This is a genomic window from Phenylobacterium sp. (assembly GCF_036495085.1).
GTDB lineage: Bacteria > Pseudomonadota > Alphaproteobacteria > Caulobacterales > Caulobacteraceae > Phenylobacterium.
The window spans coordinates 1-20922 of record NZ_DASXNL010000196.1; the positions used below are offsets into that span (position 1 = coordinate 1).

Below are 20922 nucleotides of genomic sequence, written 5' to 3' on the forward strand. Positions count from 1 at the left end.
GGCTGCAGCCGTCGTCCACGACGGCCTGGGAGGCGTAGATCGCCACCGGGGCAGCTAGGGTCATCGAGTTTCACCGACAGGAATTCCCGGTCCTCGGCCGAGGGTCGCAGGAAGCCTCGCTGGTGGGCCCGGCAGGACTCGAACCTGCAACCAGACCGTTATGAGCGGCCGGCTCTAACCATTGAGCTACAGGCCCCAGCAGCGACGCATCCGCCCGCCGGTAGCACGCGTCGCGCGGGCCTTAAAGCCGCTAGAGGCCGGTGTCCTTAAAAGCGCGGGACAGCCGGTCGGCCATCATGCGCCCCGGGAAGGCGCGGTCGCCCTCCATCATGGCCGCGTAGACCAGGCCCTTTCCGGGGATCGGGCCCGCCGCCCAGCCAACCCCCCGGGAGGCGTCCTCACTGGAGCTGCAGCTCAGCGTGCGGGTCTGGCCGTCCTTCAGCGTCGCCTTGAGCAGCTGGTCGATGGTTTGCGAGGTCCCGGCCGTGTCGCACGAGGGTAGCGGCCGGGCGCATGCGGTGTGGGTGTTGTAGCGGTAGACGAGCTTGCCGGTGGCCTGCTCAGCGATCAGCAGGCAAGACGCCGGATCGCCGATCGCGCGTGAGATAGCCGCGTCCAGTTGATCCTTGTCGACGCCCTTGGGCGCGCCAGGTGAACAGGCGCAAAGGCCGACGGCGGCGAGGCCTGCAACAAGGCTCTGGACGACGGTGCGGGGAGCGGCCATGGGCTCCCAATACGCAGGAAGCTGCAGCGGTTCAACGCGATCGAGCCCGGCGCGCGGCCGACAGCGGCTTGACGGCCCTAAGGGCGCCCTGCCCAAGATCAGGTGAACGCCGGTAACAGGCACAAGGGAGAACGAGCATGGACGGCGATCAGGCGAGCGGCGGTTTCCTTCAGGCGGGCCTTGCGCAGATTTCTCCAGCCCTGCAATCGGTCGTCGATGCCGGGGACCTGTCGGGCTTCGTCACACTTATCTGGCGCAAGGGCGAGATCGCCCAGGTCACGACCGTCGGCCATCGCGACGTCGAAGCCGCCTTGCCGATGACCCGCGACACGCTTTTCCGCATCGCCTCGATGACCAAGCCGGTGACGTCGATCGCGGCCCTGATGCTGCTGGAAGAAGGCAAGCTTCTTCTCGAGGATCCGATCACCAAGTGGCTGCCGGAATTCTCAGGCATGCAGGTGCTCAAGGACGCGACCGGACCGATCGACGACACCTACCCGGCGCCGCGTGAGATCACCGTCGAGGATCTGATGACCCACCGGGCCGGCCTCGCTTACGCCTTCACCTCGGTTGGCCCGATCGCCCAGGCGCACGAGGATCGGCTTGGCCCCCCCCTCGGTGGACCGATGACCCCTGACACCTGGTTGAAGGCGCTCGGCGGCCTCCCCCTCTCCTATCCGCCCGGCGAACGCTTCCACTACAGCCACGCCACCGACGTGCTGGGCTTTCTCGTTGCGCGGATCGAGGGCAAGCCGCTGGGTCAGGTGCTCAAGGACCGCATCTTTGCGCCGCTGGGCATGCACGACACCGATTTCTGGTGCCCTCCCGAAAAGCGGGGCCGCATGGCCAAGCTCTACCGGATCAATCCGGAAACCGACCGTATGGAGGACGTCTCTTTTCCCCATGTCGACGCCCAACCGGCCTTCGAGGGCGGCGGCGGCGGACTGATCTCGACGGCTGACGACTACCTGAAATTCGCGCGCATGCTGTTGGGAAAGGGCGAGGTCGACGGCGTGCGGCTGGTGAAATCAGAGACCGTCGAGTTAATGGCGGAGAACCGACTCTCCGACGCGCAGCGGCAAATTCCCTTCATGAGCATCCCGTTCTGGTTGGGTCAGGGCTTCGGCCTGGGTCTCTCGGTGATCACCGATCCTGAAAAGCAGGCCTGGATGGGCGCGGGCTCGAAGGGCGCCTTCGGCTGGCCCGGCGCCTTCGGAACCTGGTGGCAGGCCGATCCGGCCGAGGACATGGTGATGATCTACCTGATCCAGAACTCCATCCCGCTCGGCCCGGACGCGGCGTCCCAGCTCGCCACCGGCCAGAGGATGGGCGGGCGCGCGGCCCTGCCGGTCTTCCAGAAGCTGGTCTACGGGGCGCTCGGCAAGTAGCGAACGGCCGTCCTCCTACTGGAAGAGCGCATTCCGGGCCGGCCGGCAAATCGGCTGGCCCTCGTAGGTGGCGCCGACGAGGCTGCCTTTGTTGACGAGCTTGAGGCGGGCGCGTGCAAAGGCGGCGCTCTCGGCTGGTGCGTTGACGCCGGCTGGGCAGACCGAGACGAGGACGTGCTGGCTTGCGCCTGGACAGATGCAGATGTCTTCGCGCGCATCGAGGCGGCTAGCCTGCGCCTTGCAGGTCGCGGGCCGGCTCACGCCGCCGACATCCAGGCACATGGTCGTGACCTTGGGCGGATTGTCGGCGAGCGATTGGGCTGAGGCCAACCCGGCGCTCAGGCTAAGCGCGCCGGCCGCAAACAGGATCGAAACCCTCATGGTGTTTCTCCAACCTGTCCCCCTGCGGTCCATAGATGCAATGTCGTCTCGGACAGTCAACTCACGGTGTCCCAAGGACGTTGCGCCATGCCCTGGAGCAAATCCCCACAGGTTCTGATGGACCTCTTCGCCGAGTGCCTCCCCGATGAACCGGGGATCGAACGGCGCAAGATGTTCGGCTACCCGGTCGCCTTCGTGAACGGGAATATGTTCGCGGGTCTGTTTGGCGATGGCCTCTTCGCACGCGTGCCGCCAGACCTGTGGGCGAGGCTTGAATGCGACCACGGGGCCAAGCCCTTCGAGCCAATGGCAGGACGGCCGATGAAGGATTACCTGGCCATTCCAGACGCCGTGATCGCCGACGAGGAAGCTCTTGCCGCGGCGCTCATGGCTGCGTTCGTGGAGACAATGAATTTGCCTGCGAAGCTGGAGAAGGCCCGAAAACCTTAGGCTTCGTTCACCACGAAACCTTGCGATGGCTTAACCGCGCCGGGCGCAAGCTTGGCCTAATGGATCCGATCTCCACAGCCCGCTACGGCATGATGGCCGCGACCAGGAGCCTCTCCGCCTCCGCAGGGCGCGTGGCTGGCATGGCCGGTGGCGATGCTGTCGACTACGCCTCCGAAGCGGTCACTCAGATCGAGGCCAAGCAGGCGTTCGCCGCCAACGTCGGCGTCATCAAGATCGCTGACGAGATGTGGCGCTCGCTGCTCGACCTGCAGACCCGCTAGGCCCAGCCGGTCAGGCGCCGCCCAATCAGGCGAACGCGATCCAGCGCCCGGCGGCCGCCCCCATCACCCAGACCAGAATCGTGGCGTAGGCGATGAATTTGGTCAGCGGCCCGCCCTCAGCGCCCCTTCCCGCACGGAAGATCTGGAAGAGCGCCGCACCGCCGATCCACGCCGTGAACACGGCCGTCCAGGTCTTGTTCACCGGGTTGAGGTGGTCGTAGTCGTCGGGCTTGATGAGGATGTGGGTGTTCACGGTCTGCGCCACGATCAACGCGATCAGGACGCCCAGATAGATCAGCCGAAGCCGGCCCTTGGTGGCGAAAAGCACGATCAGGGCTGCGGCCGTGATGATGTGATAGACGCCGACATTGACCAGGTCGGACACCACGAAGAACCACAGGCCGAACAGGAAAACCGCGCCGCCGACCGCGAACCAGACCTTCTGCATCGCACCCACCGCGCCCTCGGCGGCCGCAACCGGCCGGCTCACGCCGTAGGTCAGGATGACGCCCGAGAGCAGCGCCAGCATCTTCACGATAAAGGCGGCGCTATCGTAAAGGCGCTCGGCGTTGGCCGAGCCGATCAGGACGCCCGTGAACACGATCCCGATCACCCCGACGTTCTGCCAGAATCTCAGGTTGCGGTAGATCTCCGAGGGTGGCTCCTGGGTGAGGCCGACGCCCAGAAGGCGCAGGTTCATCAGGATCGTCGTGCCGCCGAGCAGGATCAGCGACAGGATATGCCCCACTTCCCAGAAGGCGAACTGCGGCTTCACCTGCTTGCCGGGGAAGACGTTGGCGAGGTTCTCGACCCACGGGCGGGCGTGGGGGAAGAACTGCTCCAGGTTCATGCTCATAGGTGCTGCCCCGCCGCGTTGACCGCGCCCTTCTCGGAGGTCTTGCACTCCTGGACCCAGTTTATGAAATCGGACTGCGGCTTGCCGCACTCGAACCAGTCGTAGGGGATGAATCGACCGCAGGTGATCACCAGCACCCAGGCGAGCAGCGAGCCTGCCGCAGCCAGCCGCGCAGAGCGCGGCGGCTTCTCGTCGGCATCCCAGGCCCCCTGCGTCCGCTGGATGCGGCCGTGGAAGACGAGGATGTTGAGCAGCGCCAGTGCGAGGAAGATCATCTTCGCCCGGAACCATATATTGTGATAATAAAACAATGGCTTAGCGAATAGCAGCGCAAGGCCCGTGATCACCACGAAGATGAAGCTGAAGACCGTGAGCGGCAGGATGGCGTCGCTGACCACGGACACCTTGGTCTTGCGGAAGGTCACGCCAAGCAGGCGCAGATCGACCACCAGGATGGTCCCGGCGAACAGCATCAGAGCGATGAGATGGGTGCCCTCCAGCAGTCCCCAGAAATTCAGCGAGCCCAGCAGGGCCTCGCTCCAGGACTGGCCGTCCGGGGACGGGCCCTTGCCCAGCGAGTGTTCGAGCCAATTCAAGAATGCGCCGATCATCGACGCGGCTCCCCTGGTACGTTCATCCCTGCCCTCAACCCGTCCGTTCGGACTCTTAAAGCTCGCGCAGCCGAATCGTCCCTGCGCCCCCGCAACTCACGACCGCCACCGTGGCGGCAATCAAGCAGCGTACGGTTCCGCCACCGTTACACATCCGTTACAGCCGCGAATTGCGCGACGCTTAGGACAAAAAAGAGGGGGCCGGAAAGCCCCCTCTTCTTAGAAACCGAATGGTCCGGTCTACTTCGGCATTTCCGTTGGGTCGGAACCGTCCTTCGGCGCGCCGGTGCCCGAGGATCCCATGAACAGCTTGCGGCCGTCCGGGAAGGTCACGTCGCGGCCGTTAGCCTTGCAGATCGGCGTGCAGGCCTTGTCCTTCGACTGGTAGCCGCGGACCACGATCTCGGTCCCGACCTTCAGCGAGTTCCGGTCGATGCCGGCGCGCAGCAGGGTGTTGGGCGTGCCGCCCTCGACCATCCACTCCGTGGTCGTGCCGTCGGCGCCGACCACGTTGACGTGCACCCAGGCGTGCGGATTGATCCACTCCACCTTGGTCACCTTGCCGCGCAGCAGCACGGGCGACTTGCCGTCAAATTCGGCGGCGAAGGCATGGTGGGCCGAAGCCTCGGTCACGCCGATCGTCGCGGCGGCCAGGAGCCCGGCGGAAATCACGGTGGGGATAATGAAACTGCGAATATTCATTGAAAATCTCCAGCGGAGGATACTGATCTCTTGTCATCTTCCTGGACGTTCACCGGCGCGGTGCTTTGGACCGCAGCGAGCGCACAAGAAGACAGGGCGGCTGTAGTTGTCACTTCAGCGGCTCTTTCCGCAAGTGACCGTACATCAGTTCTTCGACGAATTCGACGCACTTGAATTGCTGCAGGCGCGCGTCTTCGCCGACGTGCTTGTAGAGGTTCATGCTCATCTTCCACGGGCGCGTGAACGTCGCCGGGTCGGTGATCTCAGCCTCATACCGCATCACGCCGGGGCCAGTGGGCGTCCAGCGCTCGACCACCTTCATGTCGGCGGAATGGAAGTTGCCGGCCCGGTCGAGCCAGGTCGAATCGTTCATGCCAGTGACGACCACGACCAAGGTGTCGCCTTCCCAGTGACCGACCGACTGGCCCATCCAACTGTCGACCGGCGCAGGGCCCGGGTCCTTGAACATGATGTTGCGCACCGCGCCCGCATACTCATAGGCGATCAGGGTGGCGCTCTCGGATTGGAAGATCTGGAACGGCAGCGCCATGTAGTTGGCGCGCGGCACGCCAGGCAGGTAGCACTTGATCTCCGGGTCCTTGTGGATCCAGTCAGCTTTGTTGGCGTCGCGCTGCTTGCGCGCTTCGGCGGTGTAGGGGATCGTGCCCCCCTCGACGACGCCGAGGCCCGCGGGCACCGAGCCCACCGCGCCCAGCGCCAGGACCTCCTTGGCCGGCACCGGCACGACCGGCCCCGGACGCATTTGCAGCGCGGCGCTCGCCGCGTGCGGCTCGATGTTCCAGTTGGCGCTGTTCATCACCTGCCAGACGCCGTTCAGATCCGGATGCTTGCCGTCCGGCCCGCGCGGCGCGCGGTACGCGCTCGCCTTGGCTGTCGCCGGTTTCGCCTTGGCGGATGCGGCGGGGGCGGTCGCCGCCTGCGCCTGACCGCCAATCACCACGCCAGCCAGCGCCAGCGCGACCACAGTTCTGATCATTCTTCGCTCCCCAACGCTCCGCCCGATCTCGGCAGAGTCGACTTTCCCAAATTTCTAGCGGACGTTTCGGCTAAGCGCCAGCGTCCCAACTTTGACAATTCTTCGCCGCAAGACTAGCGCGATGGCATGGCGCTACGTCCCCTCTTTGCGACTCCGATCTATGAAGCTTCACTTAGCACAGACCGAAGTTTCGAAAATTTCAGGGCAGAATTGGAAGCCGCCTGCCTCATGCTGGCGCAGGAAGACGCCGCAGGCCAAGCCTGGTGCAAGGCCAACAGCTACGGCGGCTACACCTCCTACGCGTCGCTGGACGATCTGCCGACACGGGCCAGCGTCTTCGGCGAACTGAAGGGCAAGCTGGATCGCCACGCCAAGGCCTTCGCCAAGGATCTCTCTTTCGACCTGCGCGGCGGGCGCCTGAAGCTTGACAGCCTTTGGGTGAACATCCTGAAGCCCGGCGCCGCCCATTCCGGCCACATCCATCCGCACAGCGTCATATCCGGTACGGTCTATGTGGCGACGCCGCCGGGGGCGAGCTCGCTCCGGCTCGAGGACCCGCGCCTACCGCTGATGATGGCGGCTCCTCCCCGAGCGGCCAACGCGCCGGAAAGCGCCCATGCCTTCGTCTACCTGACGCCGGAGCCGGGGTCGGTGTTGATGTGGGAGAGTTGGCTGCGTCACGAGGTGCCGGCCAACCGCGCCCGGAGGGAGCGCATCTCGATCAGCTTCAACTACGCCTGGCGCTGACCCAAAAGAAAAGGCCCCGCCGGAGCAGGGCCTCACCTCAGTTCTAGCTGTCCAGGAAGCTTCTCAGCTTCCGCGACCGGCTGGGATGCTTCAACTTGCGCAGCGCCTTCGCCTCGATCTGGCGGATGCGCTCGCGGGTCACGCTGAACTGCTGGCCGACCTCTTCAAGGGTGTGGTCCGTGTTCATGCCGATGCCGAAGCGCATACGCAGGACCCTTTCCTCGCGCGGGGTCAGCGATGCGAGCACTCGCGTCGTTGTTTCGCGAAGATTGCTCTGGATGGCGGCGTCGATCGGCAGGACCGCGTTCTTGTCCTCGATGAAGTCACCCAGGTGGCTGTCTTCCTCGTCCCCGATGGGGGTCTCCAGGCTGATCGGCTCCTTAGCGATCTTCAGGACCTTGCGGACCTTTTCGAGCGGCATGGCCAGCTTTTCGGCCAGCTCTTCCGGGGTCGGCTCGCGGCCGATCTCATGCAGCATCTGGCGTGAGGTGCGCACGATCTTGTTGATCGTCTCGATCATGTGCACCGGGATGCGGATCGTCCGGGCCTGGTCGGCGATCGAGCGCGTGATCGCCTGACGGATCCACCAGGTGGCGTAGGTCGAGAACTTATAGCCGCGCCGGTACTCGAACTTGTCGACCGCCTTCATCAGGCCAATGTTGCCTTCCTGGATCAAGTCCAGGAACTGCAGGCCGCGGTTGGTGTATTTCTTGGCGATGGAGATCACCAAGCGAAGGTTGGCCTCGACCATTTCCTTCTTGGCCTGGCGGGCCTCGCGTTCGCCCTTCTGCACGGTCTGGACGATCCGGCGGTAGTCGTCGATCGGCACGCCGGTTTCCTGCGCAAGCGCTGCGACCTCGGTGCGGATATCGCCAATCTGGCCGTTGTCATTCTCGGCGAACTTGGTCCAGCGCACGCCTAGAGCCTTGACCTGGGTGGTCCAGTCCGGGCGCATCTCGGAGCCGAAATAGGCCTTCAGGAATTCGCCGCGGCTGATGCCGTAGCTGTCGGCGAGCCGCAGCAGACGGCCTTCGAGGCCCATCAGGCGCTTGTTGATCGCATAGAGCTGCTCGACCAGCGCCTCGATGCGGTTGTTGTTGAGCTTCAGCGTCTTCAGGTGCTGGACGATGGCGCCGGTGGCCGCGACGTAGGCCGCACGGTCCTTCTCCGACAGGTCTTCGCCCTTCAGGCGCTGACCGAGGAGCTTTTCCTGCAGCAACCGGAAGCTTTCGAATTCGGCGGCGATGGCGTCGAGGGTGACCATCACGCCTTCGCGGAGTTCTGCCTCCATGGCGCTGATCGTCGGGCCCGCGCCGTCGTCGAAATCATCGTCGCTCTCGCCTTCAGGCGCGCCTTCGGCGGCCTCGGCCTCCTCTTTTTCTTCCTCGGCTTCCGTCACAGCCTCAACCGGCAAGGCCCCGGCGCCGGCGTTCAGGCCGCCATAGGTTTGTTCAAGGTCGATCACCTCGCGCAGCAGGATGCGGCCGCTTCCCAGTTCCTCGCGCCAGACCATGATGGCTTCGAAGGTGAGCGCGCTTTCGCAGAGGCCGCGGATCATGGTGTCGCGACCGGCCTCGATGCGCTTGGCGATGGCGATTTCGCCCTCGCGGGAGAGCAGTTCCACCGAGCCCATCTCGCGCAGGTACATGCGCACCGGGTCGTCAGTGCGGTCGTAGGCGGCTTCCTTGGCGGTCTCGACGACCGCGGATTCCTCGCGGACCGCGACCTCGCCGCCGCCCTCGGCGTCTTCTTCCGCCTCGACGACATTGACGCCCATCTCGGAGAGCATCGCCAAGGTGTCCTCGATCGCCTCGGAGGTCACCTCCTCGGACGGCAGGACCTTGTTCAGCTCGTCCATCGTGACGTAGCCGCGCGCCTTGGCCTGCTTAATGAACTTCTTGACCGCAGCGTCCGTAAGATCGAGCAGAGGACCGTCGCCGCCAGTGTTTTCTGGAGCTTCGGCTTCGGCGGTGGTGGTGCTCATCTAGGTCTCCGGAATCGGCCGCCGCACCCTAGCAAGGCGCGGGCCGAAAATGGTTTACAGCGGTCTGACGGATCGGGGATCCGCCCCCTAAGACCCGCCGACCGCCCAATTCGTTCCCGTTCTGATCTCTGCGTCAGTACGTCGCGCTCGTCTTTCGCCGGTGGGACTCGCCATACAACAACCACCCCGAAGGTTTCCCTTCGCGGCGTCGGTGGCGTCGTCCAAACCGCAAGCCCTTCAAAAGAGCCCGCGAAGAGGCGCGACCACTGGGATCACCGCACATCGAGGGAGGCATCTTGATCTCTGACGAGGGGCGCGCCCGAAAAATCGCGGCGGCCCGATCGATGCCTGTCAACAGCGCGCTAAATCCGCAAAAAGCCAGATGGCGTTGAAGGGGCGCGGTGTCAAGACCGCCTCCCCTGCGACATGACATCGGAGTAGGCTCCCCTACAAAGCAGGAGCGCCACGGATGATCACGCTCATCGTCAACGGCAAGCGCCACGAGCTGGATGTGGAGCCCGACGCCCCGCTCCTTTGGGTGGTTCGCGACGAGATCGGCCTGACGGGGACCAAATTCGGATGTGGGATCGCCCAGTGCGGCGCCTGCACCGTCCTCGTGGACGGCAAGCCGACCCGTTCGTGCCTCACACCCACCGGTTCGGTGAAGGGCGCAGTCACGACCATCGAGGGCCTTTCCGCCGGGCTCAAGCATCCCGTCCAGCAGGCCTGGCTCGCCGAGGACGTGCCCCAGTGCGGCTACTGCCAGTCAGGCCAGATCTTGGCCGCGGCCGCCTTGCTCCAGGAGACGCCGAATCCGACCGACGCCGAGATCGACGCCAAGCTCACCAACATTTGTCGCTGCGGCACCTATCCGCGCATCCGCAAGGCCGTCCACCGCGCCGCCGCACTCTCGAAGGGAGCCCGCGCATGAACAACGTGACGCTTTCGCGGCGGGCCATTGTCTTCTCCGGCGTCTCCGCCGCCGGAGGCCTGATGATCGGCGTTCCGATGGCCGCCCAGGCCAAGGGTCAGCCGCCGCTGGTCGCCGACGGAACCAACCCGGCCAAGGAAATGACCGCCTTCCTGATCATCGAGCCGGACAACACGGTCACCGTGCGCGTGCCGCACCAGGAGATGGGCCAAGGCACTTCGACGGCGCTGGCCATGCTGGTCGCCGAGGAGCTGGAGTGCGATTGGGCGAAGGTGCGGGTGGAATACGCTTCAGCCAATCGCAACGCCCGGGCCGGCGGGAAGCTCTACGACAGCATGCAGACGGTGGGCTCGCGCGGCGTGCGCACATCCGTCTCGATGATGCAGCAGGCCGGCGCGAGCGCCCGTGAGCGCCTGCGCCTGGCCGCCGCCGAGCGCTGGAAGGTCGACCCCGCCGACTGTTCCATCGCTGCCGGAAAATGCCTGCACAAAGCCACCAACCGCAGCGCCGACTACGGCTCCCTGGCCCCCGCCGCGGCCACGGTGCAGTTGCCTCTCGAGCCCAAGATCAAGTCGCCGGACCAGTATGTGCTGGTCGGCAAGTGGACCCCGCGCCTCGACACCCCGGCCAAGCTCGACGGCTCGGCGAAATTCGGCCTCGACGCCCAGGTTCCGGGGATGGTCTACGCAGCCGTATGGTCCGCCCCGGTCTATGGCGGTTCGCTCAAGTCGGTGGACGACTCGGCGCTGAAGGACATCCGCGGAATCGTCGGTGTCGTGAAGCTGAAGGACGCCGTGGCTGTGGTGGCCGACCGCTACTGGCGCGCCAAGAAGGGCCTCGATGCGCTCAAGATCGAGTGGGATGACGGTGGCTACGGCAACGTCGACAGCAACAGCCTCGCCCTCGACTACCACGCAGCCTTGGACAAGCCCATGGCCACGGCCGAGAAGAAGGGCGATCCCGAAGCTGCGCTCTCGGCGACCGGCTCCAAGGTCGTCGAGGCGGTGTACGAGGCGCCGTTCCTCTCCCACTCGCCGATGGAACCGCTGAACTGCACGGTGGCGCTCACGGCCGAGCGCGCCGACATCTGGATCTCCACCCAGGCGCCGATGGCCGTGCTGCAGCAGACCGCGCGCGAGACCGGCCTCCAGCAGGACCAGGTCTATGTCCACAACAACTACGTCGGAGGCGGCTTCGGCCGCCGGGGCGGCGCCCACGACGAGCTTCCGCAGGCGATCGCGGTCGCCAAGCAGGTCAACAAGCCCGTCAAACTGATATGGTCGCGTGAGCAGGACATCCGCCGCGACCGCTATCGTCCGCAGGCCTTCGTGCGCTTTCGCTCAGCCCTGGCCGCCGATGGCAGGCCGCAGGTCCTGCAGGCGCGCATCGCAGTGCCCTCGCTGATCCGCGGTGGGAACGGCCCGCAGGAGGTCCAGGGCAGTGAGCCCATGGCCACCGAATGCATCCAGAACAGCTTCTACGCCTTCCCGGCGCGCGATGTGGGCGTGCTCTTGAAGAACAGCCACGTGCCGGTCTCTTTCTGGCGCGGCGTCGGCTCCTCGCAGAATGGCTTCTTCATCGAAAGCTTCATGGACGAGCTGGCGCACGCGGCCGGCCAGGATCCCTACGCCTACCGACGCGCGCTCTTGATCGCTCGTCCGGACGCGCTGGGCGTCCTCGACGCGATGGCCAAGCAATCCGACTGGGGACAGCCCCTGGCGAAGGGTCGCGGGCGCGGCTTGGCGATCATCGAGGCGTACGGCTCGGTTTCGGGCCAGGTGGTCGAGGTGACCGTCTCGCCGCAGGGCCTGCTGAAAGTCGACCGCGTCACCTGTGTGCTCGACCCCTACCACGTGGCCAACCCCAACACCGTGGCCCAGCAGATGGAGGGGGCGGTGATCATGGGCCTGACCGCGGCGCTCTGGGGCGAGATCACCTTCAAGAACGGGGCGCCGGTTGAGAGCAACTTCCACAACTACCGGATGGCCCGCATGGCGGACACGCCGCCAAGGATCGACGTCCACCTGATTCCGAGCGGCGGCCCCAGGTGGGGGGGCGTCGGCGAGCCGGGCCTTGGTCCGCTCGCGCCGGCCCTGACCAACGCGATCTTCGCCGCCACCGGCCAGCGGGTGCGCCGCCTGCCGCTGAAGCACGCGGACCTGAAGTGGACCTGAGCCGGCTTAGTGCGGCAACACCGGCGTTGCGGCCTCTTCGGGGTGCGACCAGTCGCTGTTGAGGAGCTTACGCAGGGTGTCGCGTTCGGTCTTCAGGGTGACGAGCGTGGTCGCGTCGTGATCACGGTCGAGGTCGCGGGCGGCAGCTTCCACCGCGCGCTCGAGGCTTTCCAGCTTCATCAGGAGATCGAAGGCCTGGCGCCAAAGATCGCGCGCCCGTGCGCCGGTCGCCCGCAGGAACGGGGCGCTCACACCGGCGCGGCGGGCGTCCTGCTCGAGGGTGTGCAGCATCGCCGGGTCGAGGACGCGAAGCTGCAAGGCGGCGTCAAGCTCCGCGCCGTCGACTTCGTAGCGCAGGCGCACCAGCTGCTGGGCGAGGGCATCCAGCTTTTCGTCGCCGAAGCCGCGCGCGCCAACCAGCTCGATCTTGTCGTCGATGACGCCCGGGTCGCGCACAGCCGCCAGGGCCAGGGCGGCGGCCAAGGGGCGAGGCGACTGGCGGAGCCGGCGGCTGGCGTCCCTGGCCTCGGGCGTCGACCCCGCGGCGACTACGCGACGCTTGTCCCAGCGTGCGCGCGAAAGCTCCCGACCTGCGGCTCCGGCCGTGTAGACCGGCTCCCGGGTCGGCCAAAGCTGCTCGAACCGGCCGAGCAGGTCTTCCTTATAGGCTTGGGCGAGGTCCGCATCGGCGATCGTCGCGGCGAGCTTGCGTAAGCGCGCCTTCAGCGCCGTCTTGCGCTCCGGCGTGTCATAGGGCTCGGCGTCACGCTCGCGGATGAACAGCGCCTCGGCGAAAGGCGTGGCCTTGGCGAGTTGGGCTTTCAAGACCGAAGGCCCCTGCTCGCGCAGGACCTCGTCCGGATCCTTGCCACCTTCGACGACGGCGAACCGGAAGCTCTTTCCAGGCTTCAGCAGAGGCAGGGCGCGATCCATGGTTCGGGCCGCCGCCTGGCGGCCGGCGCGGTCGCCATCGAAGCTGAGCGTCGGTTCGGGATGGTGGCGCCAGAGGATCTCCATCTGGTCTTCGCCGAGCGCCGTGCCCATGGGCGCGACGGCTGGAATGCCAGCGCGATGGCAGGCGATGGCGTCCATGTAGCCCTCGACGACGGCCAGCGGCGGGGTCTCGCCGCCTGCCGGTGCCGCGGCGATTATCTTTCGGGCCTCGGCCAGGCCGTAGAGCTGATGACCCTTGTGGAAGATCGAAGTCTCCGGTCCATTCAGGTACTTGGCGCGAGCCTGCGGATCCATCGCGCGGCCGCCGAACGAGACCACGCGCCCACGTGAATCGCCGATCGGGAAGATGATCCGGTCGCGAAAGCGGTCGTAAGGCGCGCCTCCGTCTTCCGGCGCGATCAGAAGACCCGTCTCCACCAGCTCGCCAGGCCGCGCGCCCTTGGCGACCAGGTAGTCCTTCAGCGCCGTTCGGCCGGGCGGCGAGAAGCCCAGGCGGAAGCGCACCCACTCCTTCTCTGGCAGGCCGCGCTTTTCAAGATAGGCGCGGGCCTCACGGCCGGCCGGTCGGCGAAGCTCGGCTTCGAACCATTGGGCGGCGAGTTCCAACCAATCGGAAAGGCTCTGACGGACCTTCTCCTGCTCAGCAGCGCGCGGATCGACCGCAGGCAGCGCAACGCCGGCCTGGGCAGCCAGGCGTTCGACGGCCTCGACGAATGTCAGCTTCTCGCTCTCCTGGAGGAAGGAGATGATGTCGCCGGTCTTGCCGGACGAGAAGTCAAAGAACTGGCCCTTGTCGTCGTTGACGTAAAAGGAGGGCGTCTTTTCCTTGGTGAACGGCGACAGGCCAACATACTCGCGGCCCTGCCGGCGCAGCTTTACGGTCTTGCCGATCACGTCGGAAGGGCGCAGGCGAGACTTGATCTCGTCTAGAAACCGCTCGTCGAACCTCACCACCATCCCGCCCCGCACCTGTTCCGAATGCACACCCGCCCACCTGAGGCACAGTCAACCGAACTGCTTATGGCTCAGGCCCGTCGACGGTTCGTTATGGTTTTCCACAGGTGGCTCCCGCAACTGGGGATGATCATAGTAACCCTGTGCAGAAAAAATTGTTCCACTTTTGTTCCAGGTCGATTCTCGCCTGAAGTCGAGGGCTCGGCGGGTCGGCAGCCCAGACAGGGGTTTGACGCGGCGCTACTCAGGGTCGATGCTCGCCGCTCTTTTCGCGTCGTGATTTGGGGGATGGGCGCTTGATTATGTGGCTCCGTCTCGCGGGCGCAGTGCTGGTGACGCTGGCAGCCATCGGCGCCTTCGAGTACTTCGGCGTCGGAAGGATCGTGGGCGGCCGCGCTCCGGACGATGCGCCCGCCGCGAACGGCCGGCTTGGCGAACTCTTCTGGCTCGCGATCTTCTTCATCGTGATGGGAACATCCCTGCTCGCTGCAGCGCGTCGCTGGGGAGAGCACTTGAAGCGCGCCCTGGCGACGAAGCCCCACAGCGAGCGTCGCCCGCGTTCCTAGCGCTCGCCCTCCTGCCCCGCCACATGGCCCAGCTTTTCCGGGTTGCGGACGATGTAGACGGCGTGGATCAGGCCGTCGCAGCCGGGCTGGAAGGCGATGGTGGAGAGGCCGTCACGTAGGGTCAGCACAAAACCCGGATAGCCGTTGATTCGCGCGGTGCGCAGGCTTTCGGGCGGAGCGGTCTGGCCTCGCCAAGCTATGCCTTCCATCAGCCGAACGATGTCCTCACGCCCCGCCAGCACCCGCAGCGCCGCCTTGCGCTTACCCCCGCCGTCGGTGACCAGAACCGCGTCCTGCGCCAGGAGCGCGGAGAGCCCGGCCATATCGCCTAAGGTGGCGGCGGCCGCGAAGGCTGTCGCCAACCGGGCAGCCTCGTCCTGGCTTACGGAAAAGCGCGGGCGGGCGTCGCGGACGTGCTCGCGCGCCCGGCTGGCGAGCTGGCGGACAGCGGATTCAGAGCGCCCGAGCGTCTCGGCGACCGAGCCGTAGTCTTCGTCGAAGACGTCGTGCAGCAGGAAAACCGCGCGCTCCAGAGGCGACAGCCGCTCCAGCGCCAGCAGGAAGGCTACTGAGACATCCTCGGCGCGCTCCACCGGGTCGTGCGTCAGCGGCTCGATCAGGGGCTCCGGCAGCCACGGCCCGCGATAGGCCGCGCGCTCGACCTTGGCCGAGCGGAGCCGGTCGATGCAAAGGCGAATGGTCACCCGCGCCAGCCACGCGGCGGGCTGGACGACCTCGTCGCCGGCCCGCTCCGAGGCCTTGGTCCAGCGCAGCCACGCGTCCTGTACGGCGTCCTCGGCCTCCGCCACCGACCCAAGCATCCGGTAGGCGAGCCGAAGAAGCCGCGGCCGCTGAGCCTCGAAGGCGTCGATGCGAGCGGCGTCCATGCCGGAACGCTACGCCGCCTGGGCGAGGTGCGCGACAGGGCTCGCGACGCCGGCGACGGTGACCTTGGAGCAGGCCTTGCCGTAGCCGAGGGCGTATTTCAGCGTCGGATACATGCGCGCCGTCGTGAGCGCCATGGAGATCGCCACCAGACCCCGGTCACCCCAGCGACGGACGATCTCGTCACGCAAGGGGTCGCAGGCGGCCATGTCGCGCGCGAGGCTGGCGCGGGCGAAGCGCCAGGCCAGGGCCGCGGCCTCGCCCATGTGGGCCTCGTCGGCCGCCAGAATGGCGCGAAGCACCTCGGGCTTTGCCCCGCGGGCCGAGGCCATGTCGACGCCGATCTGCGTGCAAGGACCGCAGTCTTCCGCAAGGGCGCCCACGAGGCCGGCGGCGGCGAGGGCCTCGACCGGCGCGGCCTTGGCGTCGACGAGTTGGCTGACGAATCCAAACCGCAGAAACGTCCTTGGGCTCGCGGCCAGGATGCGGCGCATGTAGCTCGCGTCGTAGGCCCAAAGACGTTCCATCTTGTCGATCTGGGCGGCGAGCAGGGCTTTCAGCATCTCAAGAGCTCCGTTCCGGCGGATAGCGAAAGGCGATGGCGAGCGCCACGAGGGCGGGCAAGTAGACGCCGGCCAGGTCGCGGGCGACATCGGCCAGGAACCTGGTTCCACAGACCGCGTCGAAGACATGGACGGCCGCATGCAGGGTGAGGAAGGCAGCGGCGGCGACCAAGGCGGCCCAGCCCTGCTCCGGCCTCGCGGCGAACCAGCCGAGCCCGCCGGCGACGACCAGGTAGGCCGCCCCGATGTCACGGACAAAGTGCGGGTTGAAGGGGCCGGTGACGACGACTCCTGGCACGACGCCGTACCACCACGGGCCGGCGAACAGCATGGCGAGCCCGTTGGCGACGAGCACGACAGCCAGGATCAAGCAGACGACACGAGCCAAGTCGCGACCTTCCGAGGTGGTTTCGGAAAGCAAGACGGCCGAGGCGTTCGCCTTGTGACATCGTCCCATGTCTCCCGCTCCCAAAACAGGGGGGGGAAGGCGCCCAGGCTATCTACTCAGCCACCTTACCCACGCCCGCAGATCCGTGATCGAGGCCAGCTCTGCGAACCTCGGGTGGTCCACCGGCGGGTCGGCCATCTCGTGCGCCCAGGTGAGAGGATAAGGAACGAGCGCTGCGCACGCGCCGGCCTTAAGCGCCGGCAGGATGTCGGAGCGTACGGAGTTGCCGCACATGACAGCCTCCTCAGCGCCGGTGCCGTGACGGGCGAACACCCGTGTGTAGGTCGAGGCGTCCTTCTCGCTGACGATCTCGACGGCGGCGAAAAGATCACCAAGGCCCGAGGCTGCAAGCTTCTGCTCCTGGTGCAGCAGGTCGCCCTTGGTGATCAGCACGAGGCGGTAGCTCTGGCTGAGCTCAGCCAGGGCCAGGTCGACACCCGGCAGGGGTTCGACCGGGTAGGCCAGCATCTCGCGGCCGGCGGCCAGGATGTCTGCGATCATCCGGCCCGGAGGCTCACCCCCGGTGAACGCCATGGCGGTCTCGATGAGCGACAGGGTGAAGCCCTTTACGCCGTAGCCGTAGAGGTCGAGGTTGCGTCGTTCGACCTCAGCCAGGCGGGCGTCCAGCGCCTCGGGCGAAGCGACGTCGGCCATCAGGGCGCGGAACCGATCCTGGGTGAGCCGGAAGATGGTTTCGTTGTGCCAAAGGGTGTCATCGGCATCGAGGCCGACCGTCGTAATGCGCATGGCCGAGCTACTAGCAGGGCCAGCAGCGGGTTCGAAGCCTGTGCAATCCCGCAGGCGGCGCTCGGGGCTGCGCCCCTTAGTCGCCGGTGACCGGCACCGGCGCGGGCTCCGGCCCGCCGACCCAGCGGTAGACCACCCCGGCCAAAGCCGCACCGATCAGCGGGGCGACCCAGAACAACCAGAGCTGGCTGAGCGCCCAGCCGCCCACGAAGACCGCCACGGCGGTGCTCCGGGCCGGATTCACCGAGGTGTTGGTCACGGGGATGCTGATCAGGTGGATCAGGGTCAGGCAAAGGCCGATGGCGATCGGGGCGAAACCCCTAGGGGCGCTTCCGTGCGTCGCGCCCAGGATCACGAACAGGAAGCCAAATGTCATAACCACCTCGCAGACCAGCGCGGCCTGCAAGCTGTAATGGCCCGGTGAGTGTTCGCCGTAGCCGTTGGTGGCGAAACCCGCCTGCACGTCGAATCCCGATGCGCCGCTGGCGATCGAATAGAGTATGGCCGCGCCCGCGACGCCGCCCAGGACCTGTGCCGCCCAGTAGGGCAAGAGGTCGCGGGCCGGGAACCGGCCCCCGACGAAAAGACCAAGCGACACCGCCGGATTGAGATGGCAGCCGGACACGTGACCGATGGCGAAGGCCATGGTCAACACGGTCAACCCGAACGCCAGCGAGACCCCCAATAACCCAATGCCTACCTGCGGGAAGGTCGCCGCCAGCACCGCGGCGCCGCAGCCCCCCAGCACCAGCCACAAGGTTCCGATGAATTCGGCCGACAGCCGTTTCGCCATGTCCATCGCGTCCTCCATTTTCGGCTGGAGAAAGCTGAGACCCGGCGCCGATGGCGGTCAACTAGGGTATCACCCCACCCCCTAGGCGGCGCAGGCCTTATGGCCCCCAACCACTCGCTCGGTGGAGGCGGGGTATTTGGCCAGCAGGGCCGCGGGGCGGATCGGGCGAACGGCGAAGTCGCCACCGCAGTTGGGGCAGGCGCCGCCCAGCCGGATCTCGACGCAGTCGGCGCAGAAGGTGCACTCGAAGGTGCAGATGCGCGCGTCTGGGCTCTCCGGTGGAAGGTCGCGGTCGCAACATTCGCAGTTCGGCTTGAGGATCAGCATGTCGGCGCTCCCTGGTCCGTTCAGAATGGCAAACCGGCGGCCAAGTCGAAATGACGGCCTTCCCTCGTTTCCCGCCAGCTCCAGCTAATGTCCCAGCTTGTCGCCTGGCTCGAGTGGGCTGAGCCTGAGCAGGCGAGAATCGGCCACGGCGGCGGTGCGATGTGGCACTACGTCGGCGCGGTAGTCCGGATCACGGACCATGTCGATGAACGCCTGCGATACGGGGTACTCGACGATGAAGGCAAGGTCCCAGGCCTCGGTTTGCGGCCCGGTCACCATGACCTGCGGAGCGCCGGCCCAGACCTGGCGGCTGTTCAGCCGCGCCAGGTGTGGCGCGATGGTGCGGCCGTATTCGCGATAGGCCTCGACGCCGCTGATGTCCTTGCCGTGGTTCGGGTGACCTTCGGCATACTCTGCGCGATCGCGTAGCCGGATCAGGTTGAGCATGTGGATGGGCTGATCGCGGGGCAGGGACTTGAAGATCTCCCAGGCGGCCCGGTCGGGGTCGATGTAGGTATCGCTCATCGGGGGTGCTCCTGCGCGGCCGGGCGTGCGATATGCGCACATTGACCCGTCAAGCGGGACTCACTACCTACGCGCCCGTTTGCCCAAAAGGAGTCCCTCGCCATGAGCCGCGACCTGCTGCCCGATTGCACCGGTGTTCTGGCGCTGGCTGATGGGACCATCCTGCAGGGATTGGGCGTTGGTGCGGTCGGCGAGGCGCTCGGCGAGGTCTGCTTCAACACCGCCATGACCGGCTACCAGGAGATCCTGACCGACCCGTCGTACATGGCCCAGATCGTGGCCTTCACCTTTCCTCACGTGGGCAACACAGGCACGACCCCCGAGGACCTGGAGCAGATGTCCGGCTCGGCGGAAACCGCCGCGCGCGGGGCCGTCTTCCGCGACCTGCCGACCGCCCCGGCCAACTGGCGCGCCGAGGCGGATCTGCCCACCTGGATGGCCCGGCGTGGCGTCGTGGGTCTCGCAGGTGTCGACACGCGTGCGCTTACTCGCTCGATCCGCGAGCACGGCATGCCCCACGCTGTGATCGCCCACTCTCCGGGTGGCCGCTTCGATCTCGACGCCCTGGTCGCCAAGGCCAAGGCCTGGAGTGGGCTGGAGGGCTTGGACCTCGCCAAGGACGCCTCCTGCCTGCAGCCGTTTGTTTATGACGAGGGCCTGTGGTCATGGCCGCAGGGTTACGCCAAGCCGGCGGCGACGCCGAAGTACGAGGTGGTCGTCGTCGACTACGGCGTGAAGCGCAACATCTTGCGTGCGCTTACCAGCGTCGGGGCGCGGGTGACCGTCGTGCCGGCATCGACCAGCGCCGAAGACATCCTGGCCCGGAAGCCCGACGGCGTGCTGCTGTCTAACGGCCCCGGCGACCCGGCGGCGACAGGCCAATACGCCGTGCCGCAGATCCTGAAGCTGGTGGAGAGCGGGACGCCGGTCTTCGGCATCTGCCTTGGCCATCAGATGCTGTCCCTGGCGCTCGGCGCAAAGACCGTAAAGATGGAGCAGGGCCATCATGGCGCGAACCATCCGGTGAAGGACCTGACCACCGGGAAGGTCGAAATCGTCTCCATGAACCACGGCTTCACCGTCGAGCGCGCCAGCCTGCCCGAGCCTGTGGAGGAAACCCACGTCTCGCTCTTTGACGGCACCAACGCCGGCATCGCGCTTAAGGACCGCCCGGTATTCTCCGTCCAGCATCACCCCGAGGCCTCACCCGGCCCGACGGACAGCCTCTATCTCTTCGAGCGCTTCGCACGATTGATGGACGCCGCGCGCTAGCGCTCTCCAAACCGAGGGCTTAGCTCGATGGTTTCGGGCGGCCTTCGGGCCATCCGACCTCTGCCGGCGCCATCTGTCTTGCGGCGGTGGTTAGGCGGCGGCTTTTCTCGGCTTACGGGCGGCGGCGCGCTTGGCTTGGGCGGAGGCCAGGCGTTCTGAGCGCCGCTCCCCTGCGGCGGCTTCAAGTGCAGGAAGCAGCTCGGCGGCGGCCGCCTGCTGGCGCTCGTCGCCCGCCTGTTGCAGGCGTCGTGCATTCGCCAGCAAGTTGATCACTTCCTCATCGGTGAGCATGGGGATCTTATCGACGAGGGTCATGGCGAGCCGCTCCACAACAGTTCATGGCCACGACGCGTGGCTTCACAAACTATATGGCCCAGCCGCCGATTGGTTTCGAGCTTTCGGCAATTTTTTTACACGCCTTGCCTCGCGTTTGGAAATCCTCCACGCTGTCGTCCATCGAATTCGTTACGGTTCGGCCGACCTTCCCCGCTCGATGACTTGGGCGCCGGACCTGCCTCCCGACCCATTTCGAACTTTGATCGTCGGCGCAAATGCTTGGGCCGGTCGGCAATAACCTATCGAAGGACTTGAATTTACATGGCTACCGGCACCGTCAAATGGTTCAATGGCGCCAAGGGCTTCGGCTTCATCCAACCGGATGA

The 20922-nt window shown here is 66.3% G+C and carries 25 protein-coding genes and 1 tRNA gene; 9 read left to right on the plus strand and 17 right to left on the minus strand.

The genetic code is table 11. From position 1 onward, the window contains the following. Positions 1–120: 120 nt before the first annotated feature. Together VGI62_RS22215 and VGI62_RS22220 are read right to left on the minus strand one after the other, a co-directional pair. A tRNA-Ile gene (locus tag VGI62_RS22215) sits at positions 121–196 on the minus strand. Between the two features lie 54 nt (positions 197–250). Next, complete coding sequence (locus tag VGI62_RS22220; RefSeq protein ID WP_331506790.1) at positions 251–724, minus strand: hypothetical protein; 474 nt, start codon at positions 722–724, stop codon at positions 251–253. Between the two features lie 137 nt (positions 725–861). Between VGI62_RS22220 and VGI62_RS22225 the strand changes: the two genes are divergently transcribed. Further along, a complete protein-coding gene (locus VGI62_RS22225; protein WP_331506791.1) occupies positions 862–2112 on the plus strand; it encodes a serine hydrolase domain-containing protein in 1251 nt (416 codons plus the stop codon). A 15-nt stretch (positions 2113–2127) separates the two neighbouring features. On the opposite strand, the gene VGI62_RS22230 is transcribed toward VGI62_RS22225, so the two are convergent. Beyond that, positions 2128–2493, minus strand: coding sequence for a hypothetical protein (locus VGI62_RS22230; protein ID WP_331506792.1), 366 nt, complete (start codon positions 2491–2493; stop codon positions 2128–2130). A gap of 87 nt (positions 2494–2580) precedes the next feature. Here VGI62_RS22230 and VGI62_RS22235 point away from each other — a divergent pair, with 87 nt between their 5' ends. Then, positions 2581–2943 carry a TfoX/Sxy family protein gene (locus VGI62_RS22235; RefSeq protein WP_331506793.1) on the plus strand — a complete coding sequence of 121 codons (363 nt, stop codon included), beginning with the start codon at positions 2581–2583 and terminating at the stop codon, positions 2941–2943. Positions 2944–3002: 59 nt separating this feature from the next. After that, positions 3003–3224, plus strand: a complete 222-nt coding sequence (locus VGI62_RS22240) for a flagellar basal body rod C-terminal domain-containing protein (protein ID WP_331506795.1) — start codon at positions 3003–3005, stop codon at positions 3222–3224. A 25-nt stretch (positions 3225–3249) separates the two neighbouring features. Here VGI62_RS22240 and VGI62_RS22245 read toward each other — a convergent pair whose 3' ends face one another. The 4 genes from VGI62_RS22245 to VGI62_RS22260 form a co-directional block, all read right to left on the minus strand. Continuing rightward, positions 3250–4080 carry a DUF6644 family protein gene (locus VGI62_RS22245; RefSeq protein ID WP_331506796.1) on the minus strand — a complete coding sequence of 277 codons (831 nt, stop codon included), beginning with the start codon at positions 4078–4080 and terminating at the stop codon, positions 3250–3252. Further along, positions 4077–4691, minus strand: a complete 615-nt coding sequence (locus VGI62_RS22250) for a DUF6644 family protein (RefSeq protein ID WP_331506797.1) — start codon at positions 4689–4691, stop codon at positions 4077–4079. Before VGI62_RS22250 ends, VGI62_RS22245 begins: the two co-directional genes overlap by 4 nt. Before the next feature lie 240 nt (positions 4692–4931). Beyond that, a complete protein-coding gene (locus tag VGI62_RS22255; RefSeq protein WP_331506798.1) occupies positions 4932–5393 on the minus strand; it encodes a DUF6152 family protein in 462 nt (153 codons plus the stop codon). 109 nt (positions 5394–5502) lie between these two features. Further along, positions 5503–6390, minus strand: a complete 888-nt coding sequence (locus VGI62_RS22260; RefSeq protein ID WP_331506799.1) for a hypothetical protein — start codon at positions 6388–6390, stop codon at positions 5503–5505. Positions 6391–6516: 126 nt separating this feature from the next. On the opposite strand from VGI62_RS22260, the gene VGI62_RS22265 reads away from it, so the two are divergent. Further along, positions 6517–7137 carry a TIGR02466 family protein gene (locus VGI62_RS22265; RefSeq protein ID WP_331506800.1) on the plus strand — a complete coding sequence of 207 codons (621 nt, stop codon included), beginning with the start codon at positions 6517–6519 and terminating at the stop codon, positions 7135–7137. 43 nt (positions 7138–7180) lie between these two features. On the opposite strand, the gene rpoD is transcribed toward VGI62_RS22265, so the two are convergent. Beyond that, complete coding sequence (gene rpoD, locus VGI62_RS22270; protein ID WP_331506801.1) at positions 7181–9121, minus strand: RNA polymerase sigma factor RpoD; 1941 nt, start codon at positions 9119–9121, stop codon at positions 7181–7183. 469 nt (positions 9122–9590) lie between these two features. On the opposite strand from rpoD, the gene VGI62_RS22275 reads away from it, so the two are divergent. Further along, a complete protein-coding gene (locus tag VGI62_RS22275; protein WP_331506803.1) occupies positions 9591–10052 on the plus strand; it encodes a (2Fe-2S)-binding protein in 462 nt (153 codons plus the stop codon). After that, the gene (locus VGI62_RS22280; protein WP_331506805.1) at positions 10049–12226 is read left to right on the plus strand and encodes a xanthine dehydrogenase family protein molybdopterin-binding subunit; all 2178 of its coding nucleotides are present in this window, start codon (positions 10049–10051) and stop codon (positions 12224–12226) included. Before VGI62_RS22275 ends, VGI62_RS22280 begins: the two co-directional genes overlap by 4 nt. 6 nt (positions 12227–12232) lie before the next feature. On the opposite strand, the gene dnaG is transcribed toward VGI62_RS22280, so the two are convergent. Next, a complete protein-coding gene (gene dnaG, locus VGI62_RS22285) occupies positions 12233–14131 on the minus strand; it encodes a DNA primase (RefSeq protein WP_331506817.1) in 1899 nt (632 codons plus the stop codon). A 305-nt stretch (positions 14132–14436) separates the two neighbouring features. On the opposite strand from dnaG, the gene VGI62_RS22290 reads away from it, so the two are divergent. Next, positions 14437–14700, plus strand: coding sequence for a hypothetical protein (locus VGI62_RS22290; RefSeq protein ID WP_331506806.1), 264 nt, complete (start codon positions 14437–14439; stop codon positions 14698–14700). Here VGI62_RS22290 and sigJ read toward each other — a convergent pair. The 7 genes from sigJ to VGI62_RS22325 form a co-directional block, all read right to left on the minus strand. Beyond that, positions 14697–15587, minus strand: coding sequence for an RNA polymerase sigma factor SigJ (gene sigJ / locus VGI62_RS22295; RefSeq protein ID WP_331506807.1), 891 nt, complete (start codon positions 15585–15587; stop codon positions 14697–14699). The two genes, VGI62_RS22290 and sigJ, sit on opposite strands and share 4 nt — an antisense overlap. Before the next feature lie 9 nt (positions 15588–15596). Beyond that, on the minus strand, positions 15597–16148 hold the full coding sequence (locus tag VGI62_RS22300) for a hypothetical protein (RefSeq protein WP_331506808.1): 552 nt from the start codon (positions 16146–16148) through the stop codon (positions 15597–15599). A gap of 1 nt (position 16149) precedes the next feature. After that, on the minus strand, positions 16150–16605 hold the full coding sequence (locus tag VGI62_RS22305) for a hypothetical protein (RefSeq protein WP_331506809.1): 456 nt from the start codon (positions 16603–16605) through the stop codon (positions 16150–16152). A 39-nt stretch (positions 16606–16644) separates the two neighbouring features. Then, positions 16645–17343, minus strand: coding sequence for an HAD family hydrolase (locus tag VGI62_RS22310; RefSeq protein WP_331506811.1), 699 nt, complete (start codon positions 17341–17343; stop codon positions 16645–16647). Positions 17344–17419: 76 nt separating this feature from the next. After that, on the minus strand, positions 17420–18142 hold the full coding sequence (gene aqpZ / locus VGI62_RS22315) for an aquaporin Z (protein ID WP_349257053.1): 723 nt from the start codon (positions 18140–18142) through the stop codon (positions 17420–17422). A gap of 75 nt (positions 18143–18217) precedes the next feature. Beyond that, on the minus strand, positions 18218–18463 hold the full coding sequence (locus tag VGI62_RS22320; RefSeq protein WP_331506812.1) for a DUF1272 domain-containing protein: 246 nt from the start codon (positions 18461–18463) through the stop codon (positions 18218–18220). 84 nt (positions 18464–18547) lie between these two features. Further along, entirely contained in the window at positions 18548–18988 is a 441-nt protein-coding gene (locus VGI62_RS22325) for a DUF1330 domain-containing protein (protein WP_331506813.1), read from the minus strand. Positions 18989–19090: 102 nt separating this feature from the next. On the opposite strand from VGI62_RS22325, the gene carA reads away from it, so the two are divergent. Beyond that, complete coding sequence (carA, locus tag VGI62_RS22330) at positions 19091–20260, plus strand: glutamine-hydrolyzing carbamoyl-phosphate synthase small subunit (RefSeq protein WP_331506814.1); 1170 nt, start codon at positions 19091–19093, stop codon at positions 20258–20260. A 90-nt stretch (positions 20261–20350) separates the two neighbouring features. On the opposite strand, the gene VGI62_RS22335 is transcribed toward carA, so the two are convergent. Then, positions 20351–20575: a hypothetical protein gene (locus VGI62_RS22335; RefSeq protein ID WP_331506816.1), complete on the minus strand. Its 225-nt coding sequence runs from the start codon at positions 20573–20575 to the stop codon at positions 20351–20353. Positions 20576–20857: 282 nt separating this feature from the next. Here VGI62_RS22335 and VGI62_RS22340 point away from each other — a divergent pair. Continuing rightward, the coding region (locus VGI62_RS22340) for a cold-shock protein (RefSeq protein WP_331506819.1) at positions 20858–20922 on the plus strand (65 nt) is incomplete at its 3' end.